The organism is Pseudomonas sp. GL_090 (assembly GCF_057837765.1).
In genome coordinates, this window is record NZ_CM174452.1 from 6,183,478 (window position 1) to 6,200,999 (window position 17,522).

Annotated in this window: 15 protein-coding genes; 5 read left to right on the forward strand and 10 right to left on the reverse strand. The window is 60.4% G+C overall.

Annotated features, from left to right (window positions below):
• Positions 1-5: 5 nt before the first annotated feature.
• Both AC3ITA_RS28070 and AC3ITA_RS28075 read right to left on the reverse strand, forming a co-directional pair.
• The gene (locus AC3ITA_RS28070) at positions 6-1,220 is read right to left on the reverse strand and encodes an aldose 1-epimerase family protein (RefSeq protein WP_095943378.1); all 1,215 of its coding nucleotides are present in this window, start codon (positions 1,218-1,220) and stop codon (positions 6-8) included.
• A 136-nt stretch (positions 1,221-1,356) separates the two neighbouring features.
• Positions 1,357-2,277 (reverse strand): LysR substrate-binding domain-containing protein, encoded by a 921-nt coding sequence (locus tag AC3ITA_RS28075; RefSeq protein WP_414929684.1) that lies wholly within the window; start codon positions 2,275-2,277, stop codon positions 1,357-1,359.
• A gap of 157 nt (positions 2,278-2,434) precedes the next feature.
• Here AC3ITA_RS28075 and AC3ITA_RS28080 point away from each other — a divergent pair, with 157 nt between their 5' ends.
• The gene (locus tag AC3ITA_RS28080) at positions 2,435-3,832 is read left to right on the forward strand and encodes a NorM family multidrug efflux MATE transporter (RefSeq protein ID WP_489280827.1); all 1,398 of its coding nucleotides are present in this window, start codon (positions 2,435-2,437) and stop codon (positions 3,830-3,832) included.
• A gap of 115 nt (positions 3,833-3,947) precedes the next feature.
• Here the strand turns inward: AC3ITA_RS28080 and AC3ITA_RS28085 are convergent, their stop codons facing one another.
• On the reverse strand, positions 3,948-5,621 hold the full coding sequence (locus AC3ITA_RS28085; protein ID WP_150671946.1) for a putative bifunctional diguanylate cyclase/phosphodiesterase: 1,674 nt from the start codon (positions 5,619-5,621) through the stop codon (positions 3,948-3,950).
• 264 nt (positions 5,622-5,885) lie between these two features.
• On the opposite strand from AC3ITA_RS28085, the gene rep reads away from it, so the two are divergent.
• Together rep and AC3ITA_RS28095 are read left to right on the forward strand one after the other, a co-directional pair.
• Positions 5,886-7,895: a DNA helicase Rep gene (gene rep / locus AC3ITA_RS28090; RefSeq protein WP_095943382.1), complete on the forward strand. Its 2,010-nt coding sequence runs from the start codon at positions 5,886-5,888 to the stop codon at positions 7,893-7,895.
• 57 nt (positions 7,896-7,952) lie between these two features.
• Entirely contained in the window at positions 7,953-8,525 is a 573-nt protein-coding gene (locus AC3ITA_RS28095; protein WP_046038985.1) for a xanthine phosphoribosyltransferase, read from the forward strand.
• A 131-nt stretch (positions 8,526-8,656) separates the two neighbouring features.
• Here the strand turns inward: AC3ITA_RS28095 and AC3ITA_RS28100 are convergent, their stop codons facing one another.
• The 6 genes from AC3ITA_RS28100 to dadA all read right to left on the reverse strand — a co-directional run bounded on the left by AC3ITA_RS28100 (position 8,657) and on the right by dadA (position 14,919).
• Entirely contained in the window at positions 8,657-10,579 is a 1,923-nt protein-coding gene (locus AC3ITA_RS28100; protein ID WP_095943383.1) for an acetyl-CoA hydrolase/transferase C-terminal domain-containing protein, read from the reverse strand.
• Between the two features lie 258 nt (positions 10,580-10,837).
• Positions 10,838-11,260: a c-type cytochrome gene (locus AC3ITA_RS28105; RefSeq protein ID WP_095943384.1), complete on the reverse strand. Its 423-nt coding sequence runs from the start codon at positions 11,258-11,260 to the stop codon at positions 10,838-10,840.
• Positions 11,261-11,442: 182 nt separating this feature from the next.
• A complete protein-coding gene (locus AC3ITA_RS28110; protein WP_008023455.1) occupies positions 11,443-11,991 on the reverse strand; it encodes a cupin domain-containing protein in 549 nt (182 codons plus the stop codon).
• Between the two features lie 127 nt (positions 11,992-12,118).
• Positions 12,119-13,192, reverse strand: a complete 1,074-nt coding sequence (alr, locus tag AC3ITA_RS28115; protein WP_095943385.1) for an alanine racemase — start codon at positions 13,190-13,192, stop codon at positions 12,119-12,121.
• A 97-nt stretch (positions 13,193-13,289) separates the two neighbouring features.
• A complete protein-coding gene (locus AC3ITA_RS28120; RefSeq protein ID WP_095943386.1) occupies positions 13,290-13,643 on the reverse strand; it encodes a RidA family protein in 354 nt (117 codons plus the stop codon).
• Positions 13,615-14,919 (reverse strand): D-amino acid dehydrogenase, encoded by a 1,305-nt coding sequence (dadA, locus tag AC3ITA_RS28125; RefSeq protein ID WP_095943447.1) that lies wholly within the window; start codon positions 14,917-14,919, stop codon positions 13,615-13,617. Before dadA ends, AC3ITA_RS28120 begins: the two co-directional genes overlap by 29 nt.
• A 157-nt stretch (positions 14,920-15,076) precedes the next feature.
• Between dadA and AC3ITA_RS28130 the strand changes: the two genes are divergently transcribed.
• Positions 15,077-15,565, forward strand: a complete 489-nt coding sequence (locus AC3ITA_RS28130) for an Lrp/AsnC ligand binding domain-containing protein (protein WP_007975155.1) — start codon at positions 15,077-15,079, stop codon at positions 15,563-15,565.
• A gap of 127 nt (positions 15,566-15,692) precedes the next feature.
• Here the strand turns inward: AC3ITA_RS28130 and AC3ITA_RS28135 are convergent, their stop codons facing one another.
• Positions 15,693-16,046 carry a YkgJ family cysteine cluster protein gene (locus tag AC3ITA_RS28135; RefSeq protein WP_126048280.1) on the reverse strand — a complete coding sequence of 118 codons (354 nt, stop codon included), beginning with the start codon at positions 16,044-16,046 and terminating at the stop codon, positions 15,693-15,695.
• A gap of 147 nt (positions 16,047-16,193) precedes the next feature.
• On the opposite strand from AC3ITA_RS28135, the gene AC3ITA_RS28140 reads away from it, so the two are divergent.
• On the forward strand, positions 16,194-17,501 hold the full coding sequence (locus tag AC3ITA_RS28140; protein WP_150671945.1) for an NAD(P)/FAD-dependent oxidoreductase: 1,308 nt from the start codon (positions 16,194-16,196) through the stop codon (positions 17,499-17,501).
• Positions 17,502-17,522: the final 21 nt, after the last annotated feature.

A 17,522-nucleotide genomic window follows, 5' to 3' on the forward strand; every position in this document is an offset into this window, starting at 1 on the left:
CAGCGTCACCCCTTGCTGAGATCAACCAACGGCGTCTGCCGCACCTCAGTCTCCCGCCCACCCTGGATCTCGCTCACCTGCTTCAACGCCTTATCCACAGCGGTCTTATCCGCCAGCAAGGCGTAGCTGATGCGGAACTGCTTCTGCTCCTTCGGCCCGATCATTGGCACCAGGTTCAGTGGCCGCTGATACCGGCGGTTGTAGGAAAAACTCGTGCCTGGCTCCAGCCCCGTGACATAGCCCTGCCCTTGGGTATCGGTGTTTTTCCACAAGGAGAACACCGGCAGTGTTTGAGTGTTGAAGCCGACCGAGACGCCCAGGCTGCCGGCCTTGTTATACAGGACGGTCAATGTATCGCCCTTGGCATCGGCGTACGGCACTACGTTGTAAACCGTTTCGTCGTAGTCCTTGGTGGGTCCTCGATAGGTTTGCCAGTCCGGTAAATCGCTTTTGGCTTTATCGTTGAACGGCGACACCTGTTTCACCGGCGCGGCGAAGCGGGCGCCCTGCTCCAGGAACGGGGTGCTGAAGTTACTGTGATACAGCGCCTGGTATTCCTTCGGATAGTCGCCGTTGTTGGTCAGGGTGTCGTTGAGGGCGAACGCTACGCTACCGGGCTCGGTGACCAGTTCGGTCGCGACCGAGAAGTCGACTTTCTTGAAAGCCTGCTCTTTCAGCTCGCCGCGCAGGCTGATGGCGTACGGCGGTTTTTCATCAATGTGCAGGGTGACTTTATTGGCCGGGATATTGGCAGCACGACCGTGCAGGGTCAGCAGTTCGCCGTTGTCGATGCCGGGGTGGCCGACCCATTCGTAGCCACAGCGGGTGACCAGCTCATTGAAGCCTTCCAGCCAGCCCAGGCCACCACGGCCGTTGAGCTCGATGAAGGACGGATTGACCACTTCCTTGACTGGCGAATCCCAACCCATGCGCACGTTACCGACCGAGGCCTGCAGGACGTTCATGCCGCGAGTAGGAACTACCGAAAGTTTCATCGTGCCGTTATCGATGTCGACGATGCTGACACCTTCTTGCCGACCTCCGTGCAAGGTGCGCAGGGTCACGCTGAAGGGTTTGTCGGTTTTTACGCCGAGTTGCTGGCTGGTGATTTGCCAGTTCTGGGCGGCTTTGTCGGTGTCGAGCAGGGCGTAATCCCAGGCCACGGCGTGGGAGGCAGCGGACAGTGCGCTGAGGGCAACGAAGAGTTTGAGTGGAGTCATGGCAACAGCCTTTCTTGGAGTTGTGCGATTTTTATAGACCTGAAGAAACGTTTCAGCAAGCATAAAAATCGAAACATCGATGGCAAATGCCAAGAAAGACAATTGCCTGAAGCCGTCATTGCGCCGGCTTCATCGTTCAGCTCAGATGCACGACATCCGGCAATTCCATGGCCCGGACTTCGTTTTGCAGAAAGTCGCTGAGCCGGCGCATGCGCTCGCCGCCGGGCCGGGTTTTCGGCCAGACCAGGTAATAATTCTCACCACTGGCGACGGCGGTCGGCCACGGCAAACTCAGACGTCCCTGCGCGACATCCTCCGCCACCATCAGCAGATCGCCCATGGACACACCGTAACCTCGAGCGGCAGCGATCATGCCCAGCTCCAGGGTATCGAACACCTGTCCGCCCTTGAGCGACACCTGATCGGCCAACCCCATGCGCTCCAGCCAGTTGCGCCAGTCGCGACGGTCCGGTGTCGGGTGCAGCAATTCGGTATTGGCCAAACGCGTGACATCCCAAGGCTGATCGTTCAGCAGGTTGGGGGCGCCCACCGGGATCAATTCCTCGGGGAACAGGTAACTCGCCTCCCAGTCCGGGGGGAAATGTCCATTGCTCAGCAGCACCGCACAGTCGAACGGCTCGTCATTGAAATCCACCGAATCGACGTCCATCCACGCACTGGTCAATTGCACTTCATTGCCCGGCTGCAGATGACGGAAGCGACTGAGGCGCGCCAGCAACCAGCGCATGGTCAGGGTCGACGGGGCTTTCATGCGCAGGATGTCGTCTTCGGCGCGCAAGGTATTGCAGGCGCGCTCCAGGGCGGTGAAGCCTTCGCGAATGCCCGGCAGCAGCAGACGGGCCGACTCGGTCAGTTGCAGGTTGCGGCCACTGCGGTGAAACAAGCGGCAAGCAAAATGCTCTTCGAGCGTACGAATATGTCGGCTGACCGCGCTTTGGGTAATCGACAGCTCTTCGGCAGCGCGGGTAAACGAACTGTGCCGCGCCGCCGCTTCGAATGCGCGCAGGGCATACAAGGGAGGAAGACGACGAGACATTGGGAAAGCTCCTACTGCGGGGTTCGTCTACCCTAGCAGAAACTCTCCAGCATGAGTTTTAATCATGCCACCCATCCTTTTTATCCCTTTGTGCAAACCGCGCAGAGCGCCGAGAATCGGTGTTTCCTGTTCCCTTTGATAATCGAGCGTGATGACCATGCAGCATCCGGCACGTACTGAACTCTGGGCCATTTTGCGGCTGGCGGGGCCGCTGATTGCCTCGCAGTTGGCGCACATGCTGATGGTCCTCACCGACACCCTGATGATGGCGCGCCTGAGCCCCGAGGCGCTGGCCGGTGGCGGGCTCGGCGCGGCGACCTATTCGTTCGTGTCGATTTTCTGCATCGGCGTGATCGCGGCGGTCGGCACACTGGTGGCGATCCGTCAGGGTGCCGGCGATATTGTCGGTGCCACTCGCCTGACCCAGGCCGGGTTGTGGTTGGCGTGGTTGATGGCACTGGCCGCCGGCTTGCTGCTATGGAACCTCAAACCGATGCTGCTGCTGTTCGGCCAGACCGAAAGCAACGTCCAGATGGCCGGGCAGTTTTTGATCTTCCTGCCGTTCGCCCTGCCCGGCTACCTGAGCTTCATGGCCCTGCGCGGGTTCACCAGCGCCATTGGCCGTGCGACGCCGGTGATGGTCATCAGCCTCGGCGGGACAGTGGCTAACTTTGTGCTCAATTACGCGCTGATCACCGGTATGTTCGGTCTGCCGAAACTGGGGCTGGTCGGCATTGGTCTGGTCACGGCCATAGTCGCCAACCTGATGGCACTTGCGCTGGCGTGGCACATTCGTCGGCATCCGGCTTATGAGGCCTATCCGCTGCGCCAGGGCCTGTCGCGGCTGAACCGCCAGTACCTGAAGGAACTGTGGCGCCTGGGCCTGCCGATTGGCGGCACCTACGCGGTGGAAGTCGGGCTGTTTGCCTTCGCCGCGCTGTGTATGGGCACCATGGGCAGCACGCAACTGGGCGCACACCAGATCGCCCTGCAAATCGTTTCAGTAGCGTTCATGGTCCCGGCGGGTATTTCCTACGCAATCACCATGCGCATCGGCCAGCACTACGGTGCCGGGCAATTGCTGGATGCGCGCCTGGCCGGACGGGTCGGTATCGCGTTCGGGGCCGTGGCGATGCTGTGTTTCGCCATGGTCTTCTGGCTATTGCCAAACCAGTTGGTCGGTTTGTTTCTCGACCACAACGACCCTGCGTTTCGCGATGTCATCAACCTGGCCGTGAGCCTGTTGGCGGTGGCGGCATGGTTCGAGCTGTTCGACGGCGTGCAAACCATCGCCATGGGCTGCATTCGCGGGCTCAAGGATGCCAAGACCACTTTCCTCGTCGGCCTGGGTTGCTATTGGCTGATTGGCGCACCGGCGGCGTGGTGGATGGCGTTCCACCTGGACTGGGGGCCAACGGGTGTCTGGTGGGGGCTGGCGCTGGGGCTGGCGTGTGCGGCGGTGAGCCTGACGCTGGGGTTTGAGTGGAAGATGAAGCGGATGATCAAGCGCGATACGACATCAGAGCAGCGCTTCGAGATCGCTCAGACAGACTGATATCCCTTGTAGGAGTGAGCCTGCTCGCGATAGCGAACTATCAGCCGACATGAATGTTGACTGACCTGGCCTCATCGCGAGCAGGCTCACTCCTACAGGGGGGCGCGCGGAGTTTTTAACTCATGATTTCCAGCATCGGCTGCTGACTGGAGCCAACCGTCAGATACTCCACCAACTCATCCAGCGGCAATGGCTTGCTGATCAAATATCCCTGCACCTGATCGCACTCAAACCCGCGCAGCAGATCCAGTTGCTCCGGCGTTTCCACACCTTCTGCGACCACCTCGAGGTTGAGGTTGTGCGCCAGATTGATCATCGCGTGGACCAGCTTGCGGTTTTCCTCGCGCTGTTCCATGCCCCCGACAAAGCTCTTGTCGATCTTCAGCAAGGTGATCGGCAGGCTGTTGAGGTGCACGAACGACGAGAACCCGGTGCCGAAGTCGTCGAGTGAGAACCGCACGCCCAGCCGTCCGAGGGCGTCCATGGTCTGCTTGACCAGATCGCTGCGACGCATCACGGCGGTTTCGGTCAGTTCGAACTCCAGCCACTGCGCCTCGACACCGCGCTCGGCAATCAGTCGACTGAGTGTCGACAGCAACTGGCTGTCCTGGAACTGCCGGAACGACAGGTTGACCGCCATGTGCAACGGCGGCAATCCGAGTTCAAGCAACGCCTGCATGTCGCGCAAGGCCCGGGAAATCACCCAGTAGCCCAGCGGCACGATCAGGCCGCTCTGCTCGGCCAGCGGCACGAACTCGCTCGGCGGCAACAAGCCGCGCTCGGCATGGCGCCAGCGCACGAGGGCTTCGAGGCCGACAATTTGCCCGTCTTCGAGGTTCAGCCGTGGCTGGTAGTGCAGCTCCAGCTCATCGCGGCGCAGTGCCCGACGCAGCTCGGTTTCGAGGTCGGCAATGCTGCGGGCATTGCGGTTGATACGCTCGTTGAAAATGTGAAAGGTACAGCCCTGGGTGCTTTTGGCCTGCTGCATGGCGATGTGCGCATGCCACATCAGCGGGTCCGCACCGGTCTGGGCCCGGGCGTGGGCGATGCCCAGGCTGGAACCGATCAGCAGGCTTTCGCCATCGACCCAATAAGGCTCGGCCAGTGCTTCGCTGATACGCTCGGCCATCCACTCGGCACGCTGGGGAGCTCGACGGGTGTCGATCAGCAGCGCGAATTCATCACTGCCCAGGCGCGCCAGTTGATCGCCGGCCTCAAGCTGATTCTTGAGCCGCGCCACCACTTGCAGTATCAGGCGGTCACCGGCCTGATGGCCAAGGGCATCGTTGGCATAACGGAAGTTGTCGAGGTCGAGATGACCGAGGGCCAGGCCGCGACCATCGTTTTCCGCCAAGCGCGCCGTCAGCAGGGTCTGGAAGCCCTGACGGTTGGCGATGCCGGTCAGCGGATCTTGCTCGGCCAGGCGTTGCAGGGTGTTTTCCAGGACGCCGCGTTCGCGCACATGGCGCAGGCAACGGCGCAACATGCCGGAATCGAGCAGGTCGCGCACCAGCCAGTCACTCACGCCATCGGGTGGGGTCTGCGGCTCATGGTCGAGCAGCAGCACCGTCGGCAGGCTGCAACGGCCCGGCGCCGGTTGAAGTTGCGGGATGGTCAATAACACCGCGCTGCGGTTGTCATCGAACAGACTGCTGACCGACTCCCAACTCGGCGCGCTGATGAGCACGGCCGAGCTCCCCATAGGAGCCAGACACTCGCGCAACAACGCTGCCCACGCTGGCTCTTCGGCCAGTAGCAGCAAACGCAAGGGTTCGACAGGCGTAGACAAGCTAGCTCCCTAGACTCTGCAAAGATGTAGGCGACGGGCATTATGCCGTTCCGATGACCAATGACAATGACATCAGTGAGCAAAACCAGCCCTTTGTATCCGCAATTACGAACATTAGCCGCAAATTCGTTGCGCATCCTGCGTGAAAGTAACAAAACCGGCAATTACAGATAGCGTGCTGCGTCACAAGTCGGACAGAGCAGCACAATTCGCTGAGCCTGTTAAAATGCCGGCCCATTTCGTGACTGACTCCTGAATTTACCTATGTCCCGACTCAATCCCCGGCAGCAAGAAGCCGTGAACTACGTCGGCGGCCCTCTATTGGTGCTCGCCGGTGCAGGCTCCGGCAAGACCAGCGTGATCACGCGCAAAATCGCGCACCTGATCCAGAACTGCGGCATTCGCGCCCAGTACATCGTCGCCATGACCTTTACCAACAAGGCCGCCCGCGAAATGAAGGAACGGGTCGGCACCCTGCTGCGTGCCGGTGAAGGGCGCGGGCTGACGGTCTGCACGTTCCACAACCTGGGCCTGAACATCATCCGCAAGGAACACGTGCGGCTGGGCTACAAACCGGGCTTCTCGATCTTCGACGAGACCGACGTCAAGGCCCTGATGACCGACATCATGCAGAAGGAATACTCGGGCGACGACGGTGTCGACGAGATCAAGAACATGATCGGCGCCTGGAAAAACGACCTGATCCTGCCAGCCCAGGCCCTGGAAAACGCGCGCAACCCCAAGGAGCAGACCGCTGCCATCGTCTACACCCACTACCAGCGCACGCTCAAGGCGTTCAACGCGGTGGACTTCGACGACCTGATCCTGCTGCCGGTGAAGCTGTTCGAAGAGCACGCCGACATCCTGGAAAAGTGGCAGAACAAGGTGCGTTACCTGCTGGTCGACGAGTACCAGGACACCAACGCCAGCCAGTACCTTCTGGTGAAAATGCTCATCGGCAAGCGCAACCAGTTCACCGTGGTGGGCGACGACGACCAGTCGATCTACGCCTGGCGCGGCGCTCGACCGGAAAACCTGATGTTGCTCAAGGAAGACTACCCGTCCTTGAAAGTGGTGATGCTGGAGCAGAACTACCGCTCCACCAGCCGCATCCTGCGCTGCGCCAACGTACTGATCTCGAACAACCCCCACGAGTTCGAAAAACAGCTGTGGAGTGAAATGGGCCACGGCGACGAGATCCGCGTGATCCGTTGCCGCAACGAGGACGCCGAGGCCGAGCGCGTGGCCATGGAAATCCTCAGCCTGCACTTGCGCACCGACCGACCGTACAGTGATTTCGCGATCCTCTATCGCGGCAACTACCAGGCCAAGCTGATCGAGCTGAAGTTGCAGCATCACCAGGTGCCGTATCGCCTGTCCGGCGGCAACAGCTTCTTCGGGCGTCAGGAGGTGAAAGACCTGATGGCCTACTTCCGCCTGATCGTGAACCCGGACGACGACAATGCATTCCTGCGGGTGATCAACGTGCCGCGCCGCGAGATCGGCTCGACCACCCTGGAGAAGCTGGGCAACTACGCCACCGAGCGCAAGATCTCGATGTACGCCGCCACCGACGAGATCGGCCTGGGCGAGCATCTGGACAGCCGCTTCACCGATCGCCTCTCGCGCTTCAAGCGTTTCATGGACCGGGTGCGCGAGCAGTGCGCCGGCGAAGACCCGATCTCGGCCCTGCGCAGCATGGTCATGGACATCGACTACGAGAACTGGCTGCGTACCAACAGCTCCAGCGACAAGGCCGCCGACTACCGCATGGGTAACGTCTGGTTCCTGATCGAGGCGCTCAAGAACACCCTGGAAAAAGACGAAGAAGGCGAGATGACCGTCGAAGACGCCATCGGCAAACTCGTCCTGCGCGACATGCTTGAGCGCCAGCAGGAAGAGGAAGACGGCGCCGAAGGTGTGCAGATGATGACCTTGCACGCCTCCAAGGGCCTGGAATTCCCCTACGTGTTCATCATGGGCATGGAAGAGGAAATCCTCCCGCACCGTTCCAGCATCGAAGCCGACACCATCGAAGAAGAACGTCGCCTGGCCTACGTGGGCATTACCCGCGCGCGCCAGACCCTGGCCTTCACCTTCGCCGCCAAGCGCAAGCAGTACGGCGAGATCATCGACTGCGCGCCGAGCCGCTTCCTCGATGAGTTGCCGCCGGACGATCTGGCCTGGGAAGGCAACGACGACACACCGACCGAAGTCAAAGCCGTGCGAGGCAACAACGCACTGGCGGATATACGCGCGATGTTAAAGCGCTAGAATTGACCACTTTTTTACAACCTTAGGGCGCATAAAGCGCCAACAGAGGACAGCTTCATGGAAGCCCTGCACAAAAAAATTCGCGAAGAAGGCATCGTGCTTTCCGACCAGGTCCTGAAAGTCGACGCCTTTCTGAACCACCAGATCGACCCGGCCCTGATGAAGCTGATCGGCGACGAATTCGCCACGCTGTTCAAGGATTCGGGTATCACCAAGATCGTCACCATCGAAGCTTCGGGCATTGCGCCTGCGATCATGACCGGTCTGAATCTGGGTGTGCCGGTGATTTTCGCCCGCAAGCACCAGTCCCTGACCCTGACCGAAAACCTGCTGTCGGCGACCGTGTACTCGTTCACCAAGCAGACCGAAAGCACCGTGGCCATCTCCCCGCGCCACCTGACCAGCAGCGACCGCGTGCTGATCATCGACGACTTCCTGGCCAACGGTAAGGCGTCCCAGGCACTGATTTCGATCATCAAGCAGGCCGGCGCCACCGTGGCGGGCCTGGGCATCGTGATCGAGAAGTCATTCCAGGGCGGCCGTGCGGAACTGGACTCGCAGGGTTATCGCGTAGAGTCCCTGGCGCGCGTTAAGTCGCTGGCCGATGGTGTCGTGACCTTCATCGAATAAAGCCGGGACAAAGTAGTACCCCTGTAGGAGCGAGCCTGCTCGCGATTGCATAGTGTCAGCCGACATAGTCATTGGCTGATACACCGCTATCGCGAGCAGGCTCACTCCTACAGTTGTTTTTGGGCGAGCAGTTATTGCGTAGTGGCCTTGAGACCCATGAGCAACAAGCGCTGAAACAGGTCTTCCATCAAGCCCTCCGGGTTGGCCAGTTGCATGCGCTGCAGGTGCTCCTGGAACAACGCAGGCTCCGGCGCATCCAGCGCTGCCTTGCCCAACTCCAGCACCTCGCTCAGCTTGAATTTGCTCTTGAGCCAGTTCAGCGCCCGCAACAGATCGCGCTCGACCTCGGTGAAATCACAGCCCAGCGGATACTCCGGAAACAGCCGTGGATGCCGCGCCTGAATCGCCTGCAAACGCTGCGGACTGTTATCGGTAAAGCGCGGATCGAGACAAAAGTCCTTGGGCAATTTGCCGACTTTCTGCGCCTGCTCGATCAATCCCGGCTGAAAACGCGAGTCGCTGATGTTGAGCAAAGCCTCGATCACTGCCGCATCGGTTTTGCCACGAAGATCGGCGATGCCGTATTCGGTGACCACGATGTCCCGCAAGTGCCGGGGAATCGTGCAGTGACCATATTCCCAGACGATGTTCGAGCTGACGTCGCCACCAGACTCGCGCCAGCTGCGCAGCAGCAACACCGAGCGCGCGCCTTGCAACGCATGCCCCTGCACCACGAAGTTGTATTGCCCGCCTACGCCGCTGAGCACACGTCCATCTTCGAGCTGATCCGCCACCGCGGCACCGAGCAAGGTCACGGTGAACGCGGTGTTGATGAACCGCGCATCCAGGCGCTGCAAGCGCTTGAGTTCTTCCTGGCCGTAGAGCTCGTTGATGTAGCTAATGCGGGTCATGTTGAATTCGAGCCGCTTGTTTTGCGGTAATTCGCGCAAGCGTTCGTAGTAGCTGCGCGGACCGAGGAAGAAACCGCCGTGCACCGAGATACCATCGGTTTGTGCCGCCTCGTCGAGGGTGCCGGCATTCGCCTGCTGTTGGGTCGCCACGTCCGGGTAGACCTTGCGCCGCACGATCCCGGCATCCGCCAGCACCAGCAAACCGTTGACGAACATTTCGCTGCAGCCATACAGGCCTTTGGCGAAGAGGCCGATGCCGCCTTCGCGCTCGATCAGTTGCGCCCAATGGCTGAGCTCTACGTCTGCCAGCAAAGCCCTGTATTCGTCATTGTCGGCTTGCCGTACCAGCAGCGCCGCCGTCAGCGCATCCCCCATGGAACCGATGCCGATCTGCAAGGTGCCGCCGTCACGCACCAGAGTGCTGGCGTGCAGGCCGATGAAGTGGTCCTGACACCCCACCGGCATGTTCGGCGTGGAAAACAGTGTGGTGTTGTCCTTCTCATCGATCAACAGGTCAAAGGTGTCGATGCCGAGTTCCGCATCGCCGGGCATGTAGGGCAGATCGTTGTGCACCTGCCCGACCATCAGGATGGTTTCCCCCGTAGCGCGGCGCTTGGCGATCATCGGTAACAGGTCGAGGGTGATGTCCGGGTTGCAGCTCAGGCTCAAGCGGTCGGGATGCTCGGCATGGCTGGCCACCAGTTGCGCCACCAGATTCAAACCGGCGGCATTGATGTCCCGCGCCGCATGGCTGTAATTGCTGCTGACGTAATCCTGTTGCGCCGTGGCACTGTTGAGCAGGCTGCCGGGCTGCATGAAGAACTGCTGGATGTGGATGTTGCCCGGCAGACCATCGCGACGCAGATCGGCAAGAAAATCCAGCTCGGGATAATCGCCGAAAACCCGTTCGATGAAGGGTTCGAGAAAGCGTTTTTGCAATCCATCGCCCAAGGGCGGGCGCCCCAGGCACAACGCGGTGTAGATCGTCAGCCGTCGTTCGGGTGACTGTGCGATTCGCCGATACAGCGCGTTGACGAAGTGATTGGGTTTGCCCAACCCCAGAGGCAGGCCCATGTGGATATGCGCCGGCAACCGTGCCAAGACGTCATCGACTGCCTGTTCGATAGAGCACAACTGAACCATCGGGTCCTCCCTCACGTTCCATGACTTGGGCCTGGACCGAGCTTGCCGTGTCTTTGCTGCATTGACCAGCCTATAAAAACTGTAGGAGCGAGCTTGCTCGCGATAGATTCACAGACGCCGCGGGGCATCAGGTTCGCCGCGTTATCGTTGACGACCATCGCGAGCGGGCTCGCTCCTACAGATGGGCAGCGGTGTTCATTGAAACGATGGGCACAAAAAAGCCGCTCGAAAGCGGCTTTTCACCAGCAAGACTCAGGCTTATTTCAAGCCGGACATCTTCTGGATGGCGCCTTTGAGCTCGGCGTCTGCACAATCGGCGCAGGTACCTTTTGGCGGCATCGAGTTGATGCCGGAGATCGCCTTGGCGAGCAGGCCGTCAACACCACCTTCTTTCTTGGCGCGCTCGCCCCAAGCGGCGGCATCACCGATTTTCGGCGCGCCCAACAGGCCTGAACCGTGGCAAGCGTTGCAATGTTTTGCAATCACTTCATCCGGAGTTTTCGCACCGCCACCGCCGCCGGCCGAAGCGGCGACTTCCATGCCCTTGCACTCTTTACCCTGAACACAAACCTGGCCGACTGGCTCAAGGCGTTTGGCAATTTCGTCGTTGGTCGCAGCCTGAGCGCTGACACTGACAGCCCATAGGGCCAATACGGTTGCTGGTGCAGCCAGCATTTTCATAATTAGGTTCACGCGTTCACCCTCAATGGTGGCTAGTCACGCCTACGGCCACGGTTCGCAGGCGGGCGCAAGTATAGCGGTAAGCCCGTCGCACTGAAACAACCCCAAAGTCGGAGGGGTCTTAGGCCGCGACGGAAAAACAGCCCGGGCGCCTCTGCGATGCTGGCAGGACGCCTCTTTTCTTAGAAATTTGCCGGCGTGGCTGCGCTGATTAGTCGCGCCGGCACGTCGAACGGATTACGGAAACGGTGTGGCTTGGTACTTTCAAAGTAGTAGCTATCGCCGGCTTCGAGGACAAAAGTTTCGAGACCGACCACCAGTTCCAGTTTTCCTTCGACCAGGATGCCGGTTTCCTCGCCCTCATGGGTGAGCATCTCGTCACCGGTGTCGGCACCTGGCGGATAGATTTCATTGAGGAATGCGATAGCCCGGCTCGGGTGCGCCCGACCGACCAGTTTCATGGTCACCGCGCCATCGGAAATATCGATCAGCTCGTTGGCCTTGTAGACGATCTGAGTCGGTTTCTCCTGCAGGATTTCTTCGGAAAAGAACTCGACCATGGACATGGGAATCCCGCCCAACACCTTGCGCAGCGAACTGATCGAAGGGCTCACGCTGTTCTTCTCGATCATCGAAATCGTGCTGTTGGTGACCCCCGCCCGTTTGGCGAGCTCACGCTGGGAAAGGCCTTTGAGCCTACGGATGGATTGCAGTCGTTCACCGACGTCCAAAGCTTGCGCCTCCAGGATTCAGATTGTTGGAATAGTGAGCGTTATCATGGCGACAGCGTTCAGTATTTACAACACCTTGACCTGAATCCTGCTCAGCGAGGCGACTTCCGGTCTGGAGCCCTGCGCACTAAGCCCCGGAATAGAGCAGTGGCACTCGGCGCAGGTTGCAGAAAATCTGGTAAGGAATCGTGCCGGCAGCCATGGCCACATCACTGGCGAGGATGTTTTTGCCCCACAATTCGACGGTCGAACCAAGACCGGCCTGCGGCACATCGGTCAGATCGATACAGAGCATGTCCATCGACACCCGGCCGATCAACTGGCTGCGCTGCCCGGCAACCAGCACTGGCGTGCCGGTCGGTGCCAGACGCGGGTAGCCGTCGGCGTAACCCATGGCCACGACGCCAATGCGCATCGGTTTAGGGGTGATGAATTTGGCGCCGTAACCGACGGGCTCGCCAGCCGGCAACTCGCGCACACTGATCACTTTCGATTCCAGGGTCATGACCGGTTGCAGCCGCGATGCCACTTCGTTGGCTTCTTCGAAGGGCGTGGCGCCATAGAGCATGATGCCCGGGCGCACCCAATCGCTCGGAATCTGCGGCCAACCGAGCACCGCCGGCGAGTTGCGCAGACTGACCTCGGCGGACAAGCCCTTGCGCGCCGCTTCAAATACCGCCACCTGATCGGCACTGGCCTGCTCGTGCAGTTCGTCGGCACGCGCAAAGTGGCTCATCAACACGATTTTTGCGACCTTGCCGCTGGCCAGCAGCCGTTGATAGGCCGCCTGATAATCCGCCGGGTGCAGCCCCACGCGGTGCATGCCCGAATCGAGCTTCAGCCACACGGTGATCGGTTTGCTCAACGCCGCTTTCTCGATGGCTTCAAGCTGCCACAGCGAATGCACCACGCACCAGAAATCATGCTCGACGATCAGCGCCAACTCATCGACTTCGAAAAAACCTTCCAGCAGCAGGACCGGCGCGCGAATGCCCGCCGCCCGCAGCTCCAACGCCTCTTCGATGCAGGCCACGGCAAACCCGTCCGCCTCGGCTTCCAGCGCCTGGGCGCAACGTACCGCGCCATGGCCATAGGCATCGGCCTTGATCACCGCGAGGGCTTTGGCCCCCGTGAGCTCACGGGCGATTCGGTAGTTGTTGCGCAGGGCTTGAAGGTCGATCAGGGCACGGGCAGGACGCATGGCGGCAGACTTCTGGTCGGGTTATCGGGAAGAAAAACCGGTGCTGGCTGACGGCGTGAACCGCCAACAGCACCGGGAGAGGGATCTGTCTGAAAGCTTATGGCAGAGCGGCTACAACCGACAGCTCGACCAGGATTTGCGGTTCGCACAGTTTCGATTCGACTGTGGCGCGGGCCGGAGCGACGCCTTTTGGCAGCCACTGGTCCCACACCGCGTTCATGCCTTCGAAATGCGCGTCGATGTCTTTCAGGTAAATCGTCACCGACAACAGATTGTGCTTGTCGGTGCCGGCCAGATCGAGCAACCGCTCGATGTTGGCGAGGGTTTCACGGGTCTGCTGTTCAATCCCGGCGTTCATGTCATCGCCGACCTGTCCGGCAAGGTAAACCGTACCGTTATGAGTGACGATCTGACTCATGCGCTCATTGGTGAGCTGGCGCTGGACTGACATGCTTTGCAGGCTCCTGGGTTTTGCTGCCATAACGGGAAATATCGAGGCCTTCGGCGCTGATCTGCGGCTTTTTCTTTGCCATCAAGTCAGCCAGCAAGCGACCCGAGCCGCACGCCATGGTCCAGCCGAGCGTGCCGTGACCGGTGTTCAGGAACAGATTCTTGAACGGGGTGGCGCCAACGATCGGCGTTCCATCCGGCGTAGTCGGACGCAGACCGGTCCAGAAATCGGCCTGGGCCAGATCGCCGCCCTGAGGATAAAGGTCGTTGACGATCATCTCCAGGGTTTCCCGGCGACGCGGGTTTAGCGACAGGTCAAAACCGGCGATTTCAGCCATGCCGCCAACGCGGATGCGGTTGTCGAAACGGGTGATCGCGACCTTGTAGGTCTCGTCGAGAATGGTCGAAGTCGGAGCCATCGCCGGGTTGGTGATCGGCACGGTCAGGGAATAGCCCTTGAGCGGGTACACCGGTGCCTTGATCCCCAGCGGCTTGAGCAGTTGCGGCGAGTAGCTGCCGAGGGCCAGCACGTAGCGGTCAGCGGTTTCCAGCTTGCCGTCGATCCATACGCCGTTGATGCGGTCACCGGCGAAGTCGAGGCGCTGAATGTCCTGGCCGAAACGGAATTGCACACCGAGGTTCGCAGCCATTTCTGCGAGCTTGGTAGTGAACATCTGGCAGTCGCCAGTCTGGTCGTTCGGCAGGCGCAAGGCACCGGCGAGGATGTCAGTGACGCTGGCCAGGGCCGGCTCAACGCGGGCAATGCCGTCGCGGTCGAGCAGCTCGAACGGCACGCCGGACTCTTTCAGCACGGCGATGTCTTTCGCGGCGCCGTCGAGTTGAGCCTGGGTGCGGAACAGTTGGGTCGTACCAAGGCTGCGGCCTTCATAGGCAATGCCGGTTTCGGCGCGCAGTTCATCGAGGCAGTCACGGCTGTACTCAGACAGACGGACCATGCGCTCCTTGTTCACCGCGTAACGGCTGGCGGTGCAGTTGCGCAGCATCTGCGCCATCCACAGGTATTGGTCGATGTCAGCGGTGGCCTTGATCGCCAAGGGCGCGTGGCGCTGCAACAGCCACTTGATGGCCTTGAGCGGCACGCCAGGCGCGGCCCACGGCGAGGCATAACCCGGCGAAACCTGCCCGGCGTTGGCGAAACTGGTCTCCATGGCGGCAGCTGGCTGCCGGTCCACAACCACCACTTCAAACCCGGCACGGGCCAGATAATAAGCACTGGTGGTACCGATGACGCCGCTACCCAAGACCATGACGCGCATTTTCATATCCCTCATCGCGGCTAACCGCTGACGTTTGTTATTCAGAGCTTTAGATGCGCGCAGTGTAAAAAAGATTCGCCAGTGCTTTTCACTATATAAGCGCCTATATTTGGCGACAATTCTCGGCAAAAACCCTTTTCACGGAGGCGCATCCCCTATGCGTACCAACACTCAGACCAAACGTGAGCTGGACAAGATCGACCGCAACATCCTGCGGATCCTGCAAGCGGACGGGCGGATTTCCTTTACGGAGCTTGGGGAAAAGGTCGGGCTCTCGACCACGCCCTGTACTGAGCGGGTCCGGCGTCTGGAGCGCGAAGGGATCATCATGGGCTACAACGCCAGGCTCAATCCGCAGCATCTGAAGGGTAGTCTGCTGGTGTTCGTCGAGATCAGCCTGGACTACAAATCCGGCGATACTTTCGAAGAGTTCCGACGTGCGGTGCTGAAATTGCCCCACGTGCTGGAGTGTCATCTGGTGTCAGGGGATTTCGATTACCTGGTGAAAGCGCGGATTTCCGAGATGGCCTCGTACCGCAAGTTGCTGGGCGACATTCTGCTCAAGCTTCCTCATGTACGGGAATCCAAGAGCTATATCGTGATGGAAGAGGTGAAGGAGAGCCTGACTTTGCCGATTCCGGATTGACATTTGTGGTGCTGTTATCGCCAGCAGGCTGGCTCCCACAGGTTCGGTGGTGAACACAAATCTGTGGCTCACCCACATTCCCTGTGGGAGCTAGCCTGCTAGCGATGCGGAAACCCGGTTCGACGGTCTAAACCAACACCTGTCGGTTCGAAGCCATGTACTCGAACACCTGTTTCTCCACCCGCGGATGAATCAGCTCCACCGGCCCGCGCCCATTGGGGCACGGCAAGGTCTTGGTGGTGCCGAACAACCGGCAGATCAGCGGCCGCTCGCCATACACCGTGCAACCATTGGGCCCCAGATGCACACAGTTGAGCTCTTCCATCGCGGCATCCTGCTCGGCGCGGGTCTTGCGTGGCAAGCGCGACATTTCTTCCGGCGAGGTGGTCACCGGCCCGCAGCAGTCATGGCAGCCGGGCACGCACTCGAACGAGGGAATCTGTTGTCGCAATGTGCGGATTGTCTGGCTGTTGCAGCTCATTGAAGCGGTGACCAATTGCGGAATAGAGCGCGATTCTGACGCAAAAGCCTCGATCCAGACAGCACCAGCCGACCAATGTTGCCCGTCCGGGAAGGTCCGGCTTATGCTCCGTCAGGTTTTCCAAACGCAAGAATCAGGAACACGCACATGAATGCCCGTGCTCAACAGCCTGCCCTGAACCATACCGCTTCTTACTACGCCGCCAGCAGCCTGCCGCAGCCCGAACTTGCGGCGCTCAAAGGCGAAGTGCTGGCTGATATCTGTGTGGTGGGCGGCGGGTTTTCGGGGTTGAACACGGCGCTTGAACTGGCCGAACGCGGGCTCAGTGTGGTGTTGCTTGAAGCCCATAGAATCGGCTGGGGCGCCAGTGGACGCAATGGCGGGCAGCTGATTCGCGGCATTGGCCACGGACTCGATCAATTCACCAACATCGTCGGCGCCGAAGGCGTGCGGCAAATGAAACTCATGGGCCTGGAAGCCGTGGAGATCGTCCGGCAGCGGGTCGAGCGCTTCCAGATCCCCTGCGACCTGACCTGGGGTTACTGCGACCTCGCCAACAAGCCCCGTGACCTTGAAGGCTTCGCCGAGGATGCCGAAGAACTGCGCAGCCTCGGTTATCGCTACGAGACCCGTTTGCTGCAAGCCAACGAGATGCACACCGTGGTCGGCTCCACGCGCTATGTGGGTGGCCTGATCGACATGGGTTCGGGGCACCTGCATCCACTGAACCTGGCTCTGGGCGAAGCCGCAGCGGCGCAGCGATTGGGGGTCCAGTTGTTCGAGCACTCGGCCGTGACCCGCATCGACTATGGCCCCGAGGTCAAGGTCCATACCGCCCAGGGCTCGGTGCGCGCCAAGACCCTGGTGCTGGGTTGCAATGCCTACCTCAATGACCTCAACCCGGAGCTCAGCGGCAAAGTCCTGCCCGCCGGCAGCTACATCATCGCCACCGAACCACTGAGCGAAGAACAGGCCCACGCCCTGCTACCGCAGAACATGGCGGTCTGTGACCAGCGGGTGGCGCTGGACTACTACCGGCTCTCGGCGGACCGGCGCCTGCTGTTTGGCGGTGCCTGCCATTACTCGGGCCGCGACCCGAAAGACATCGCCGCGTACATGCGCCCGAAAATGCTCGAGGTTTTCCCGCAGCTGAGCGCAGTGAAGATCGATTACCAATGGGGCGGCATGATCGGCATCGGCGCCAACCGCCTGCCGCAGATCGGGCGACTCAAGGACCAGCCGAACGTGTACTACGCCCAAGCCTATTCCGGCCATGGCGTGAATGCCACGCACCTGGCCGGCAAGCTACTGGCCGAAGCTATCAGCGGGCAGCACAGTGGTGGTTTTGATCTGTTCGCCAAGGTGCCGCATATCACTTTCCCGGGAGGCAAGCATTTGCGTTCGCCGTTGCTGGCGTTGGGGATGTTGTGGCATCGGCTTAAAGAGTTGGCCTGAAGGATTGTTTGTGGCAGCTCT

Coding starts and splice junctions, on each gene's coding strand:
- AC3ITA_RS28070 (WP_095943378.1), bottom strand. CDS start 1,220: ATGACTCCACTCAAACTCTTCGTTGCCCTCAGCGCACTGTCCGCTGCC.
- AC3ITA_RS28075 (WP_414929684.1), bottom strand. CDS start 2,277: ATGTCTCGTCGTCTTCCTCCCTTGTATGCCCTGCGCGCATTCGAAGCG.
- AC3ITA_RS28080 (WP_489280827.1), top strand. CDS start 2,435: ATGCAGCATCCGGCACGTACTGAACTCTGGGCCATTTTGCGGCTGGCG.
- rep (WP_095943382.1), top strand. CDS start 5,886: ATGTCCCGACTCAATCCCCGGCAGCAAGAAGCCGTGAACTACGTCGGC.
- AC3ITA_RS28095 (WP_046038985.1), top strand. CDS start 7,953: ATGGAAGCCCTGCACAAAAAAATTCGCGAAGAAGGCATCGTGCTTTCC.
- AC3ITA_RS28100 (WP_095943383.1), bottom strand. CDS start 10,579: ATGGTTCAGTTGTGCTCTATCGAACAGGCAGTCGATGACGTCTTGGCA.
- AC3ITA_RS28105 (WP_095943384.1), bottom strand. CDS start 11,260: ATGAAAATGCTGGCTGCACCAGCAACCGTATTGGCCCTATGGGCTGTC.
- alr (WP_095943385.1), bottom strand. CDS start 13,192: ATGCGTCCTGCCCGTGCCCTGATCGACCTTCAAGCCCTGCGCAACAAC.
- AC3ITA_RS28120 (WP_095943386.1), bottom strand. CDS start 13,643: ATGTCAGTCCAGCGCCAGCTCACCAATGAGCGCATGAGTCAGATCGTC.
- dadA (WP_095943447.1), bottom strand. CDS start 14,919: ATGCGCGTCATGGTCTTGGGTAGCGGCGTCATCGGTACCACCAGTGCT.
- AC3ITA_RS28130 (WP_007975155.1), top strand. CDS start 15,077: ATGCGTACCAACACTCAGACCAAACGTGAGCTGGACAAGATCGACCGC.
- AC3ITA_RS28135 (WP_126048280.1), bottom strand. CDS start 16,046: ATGAGCTGCAACAGCCAGACAATCCGCACATTGCGACAACAGATTCCC.
- AC3ITA_RS28140 (WP_150671945.1), top strand. CDS start 16,194: ATGAATGCCCGTGCTCAACAGCCTGCCCTGAACCATACCGCTTCTTAC.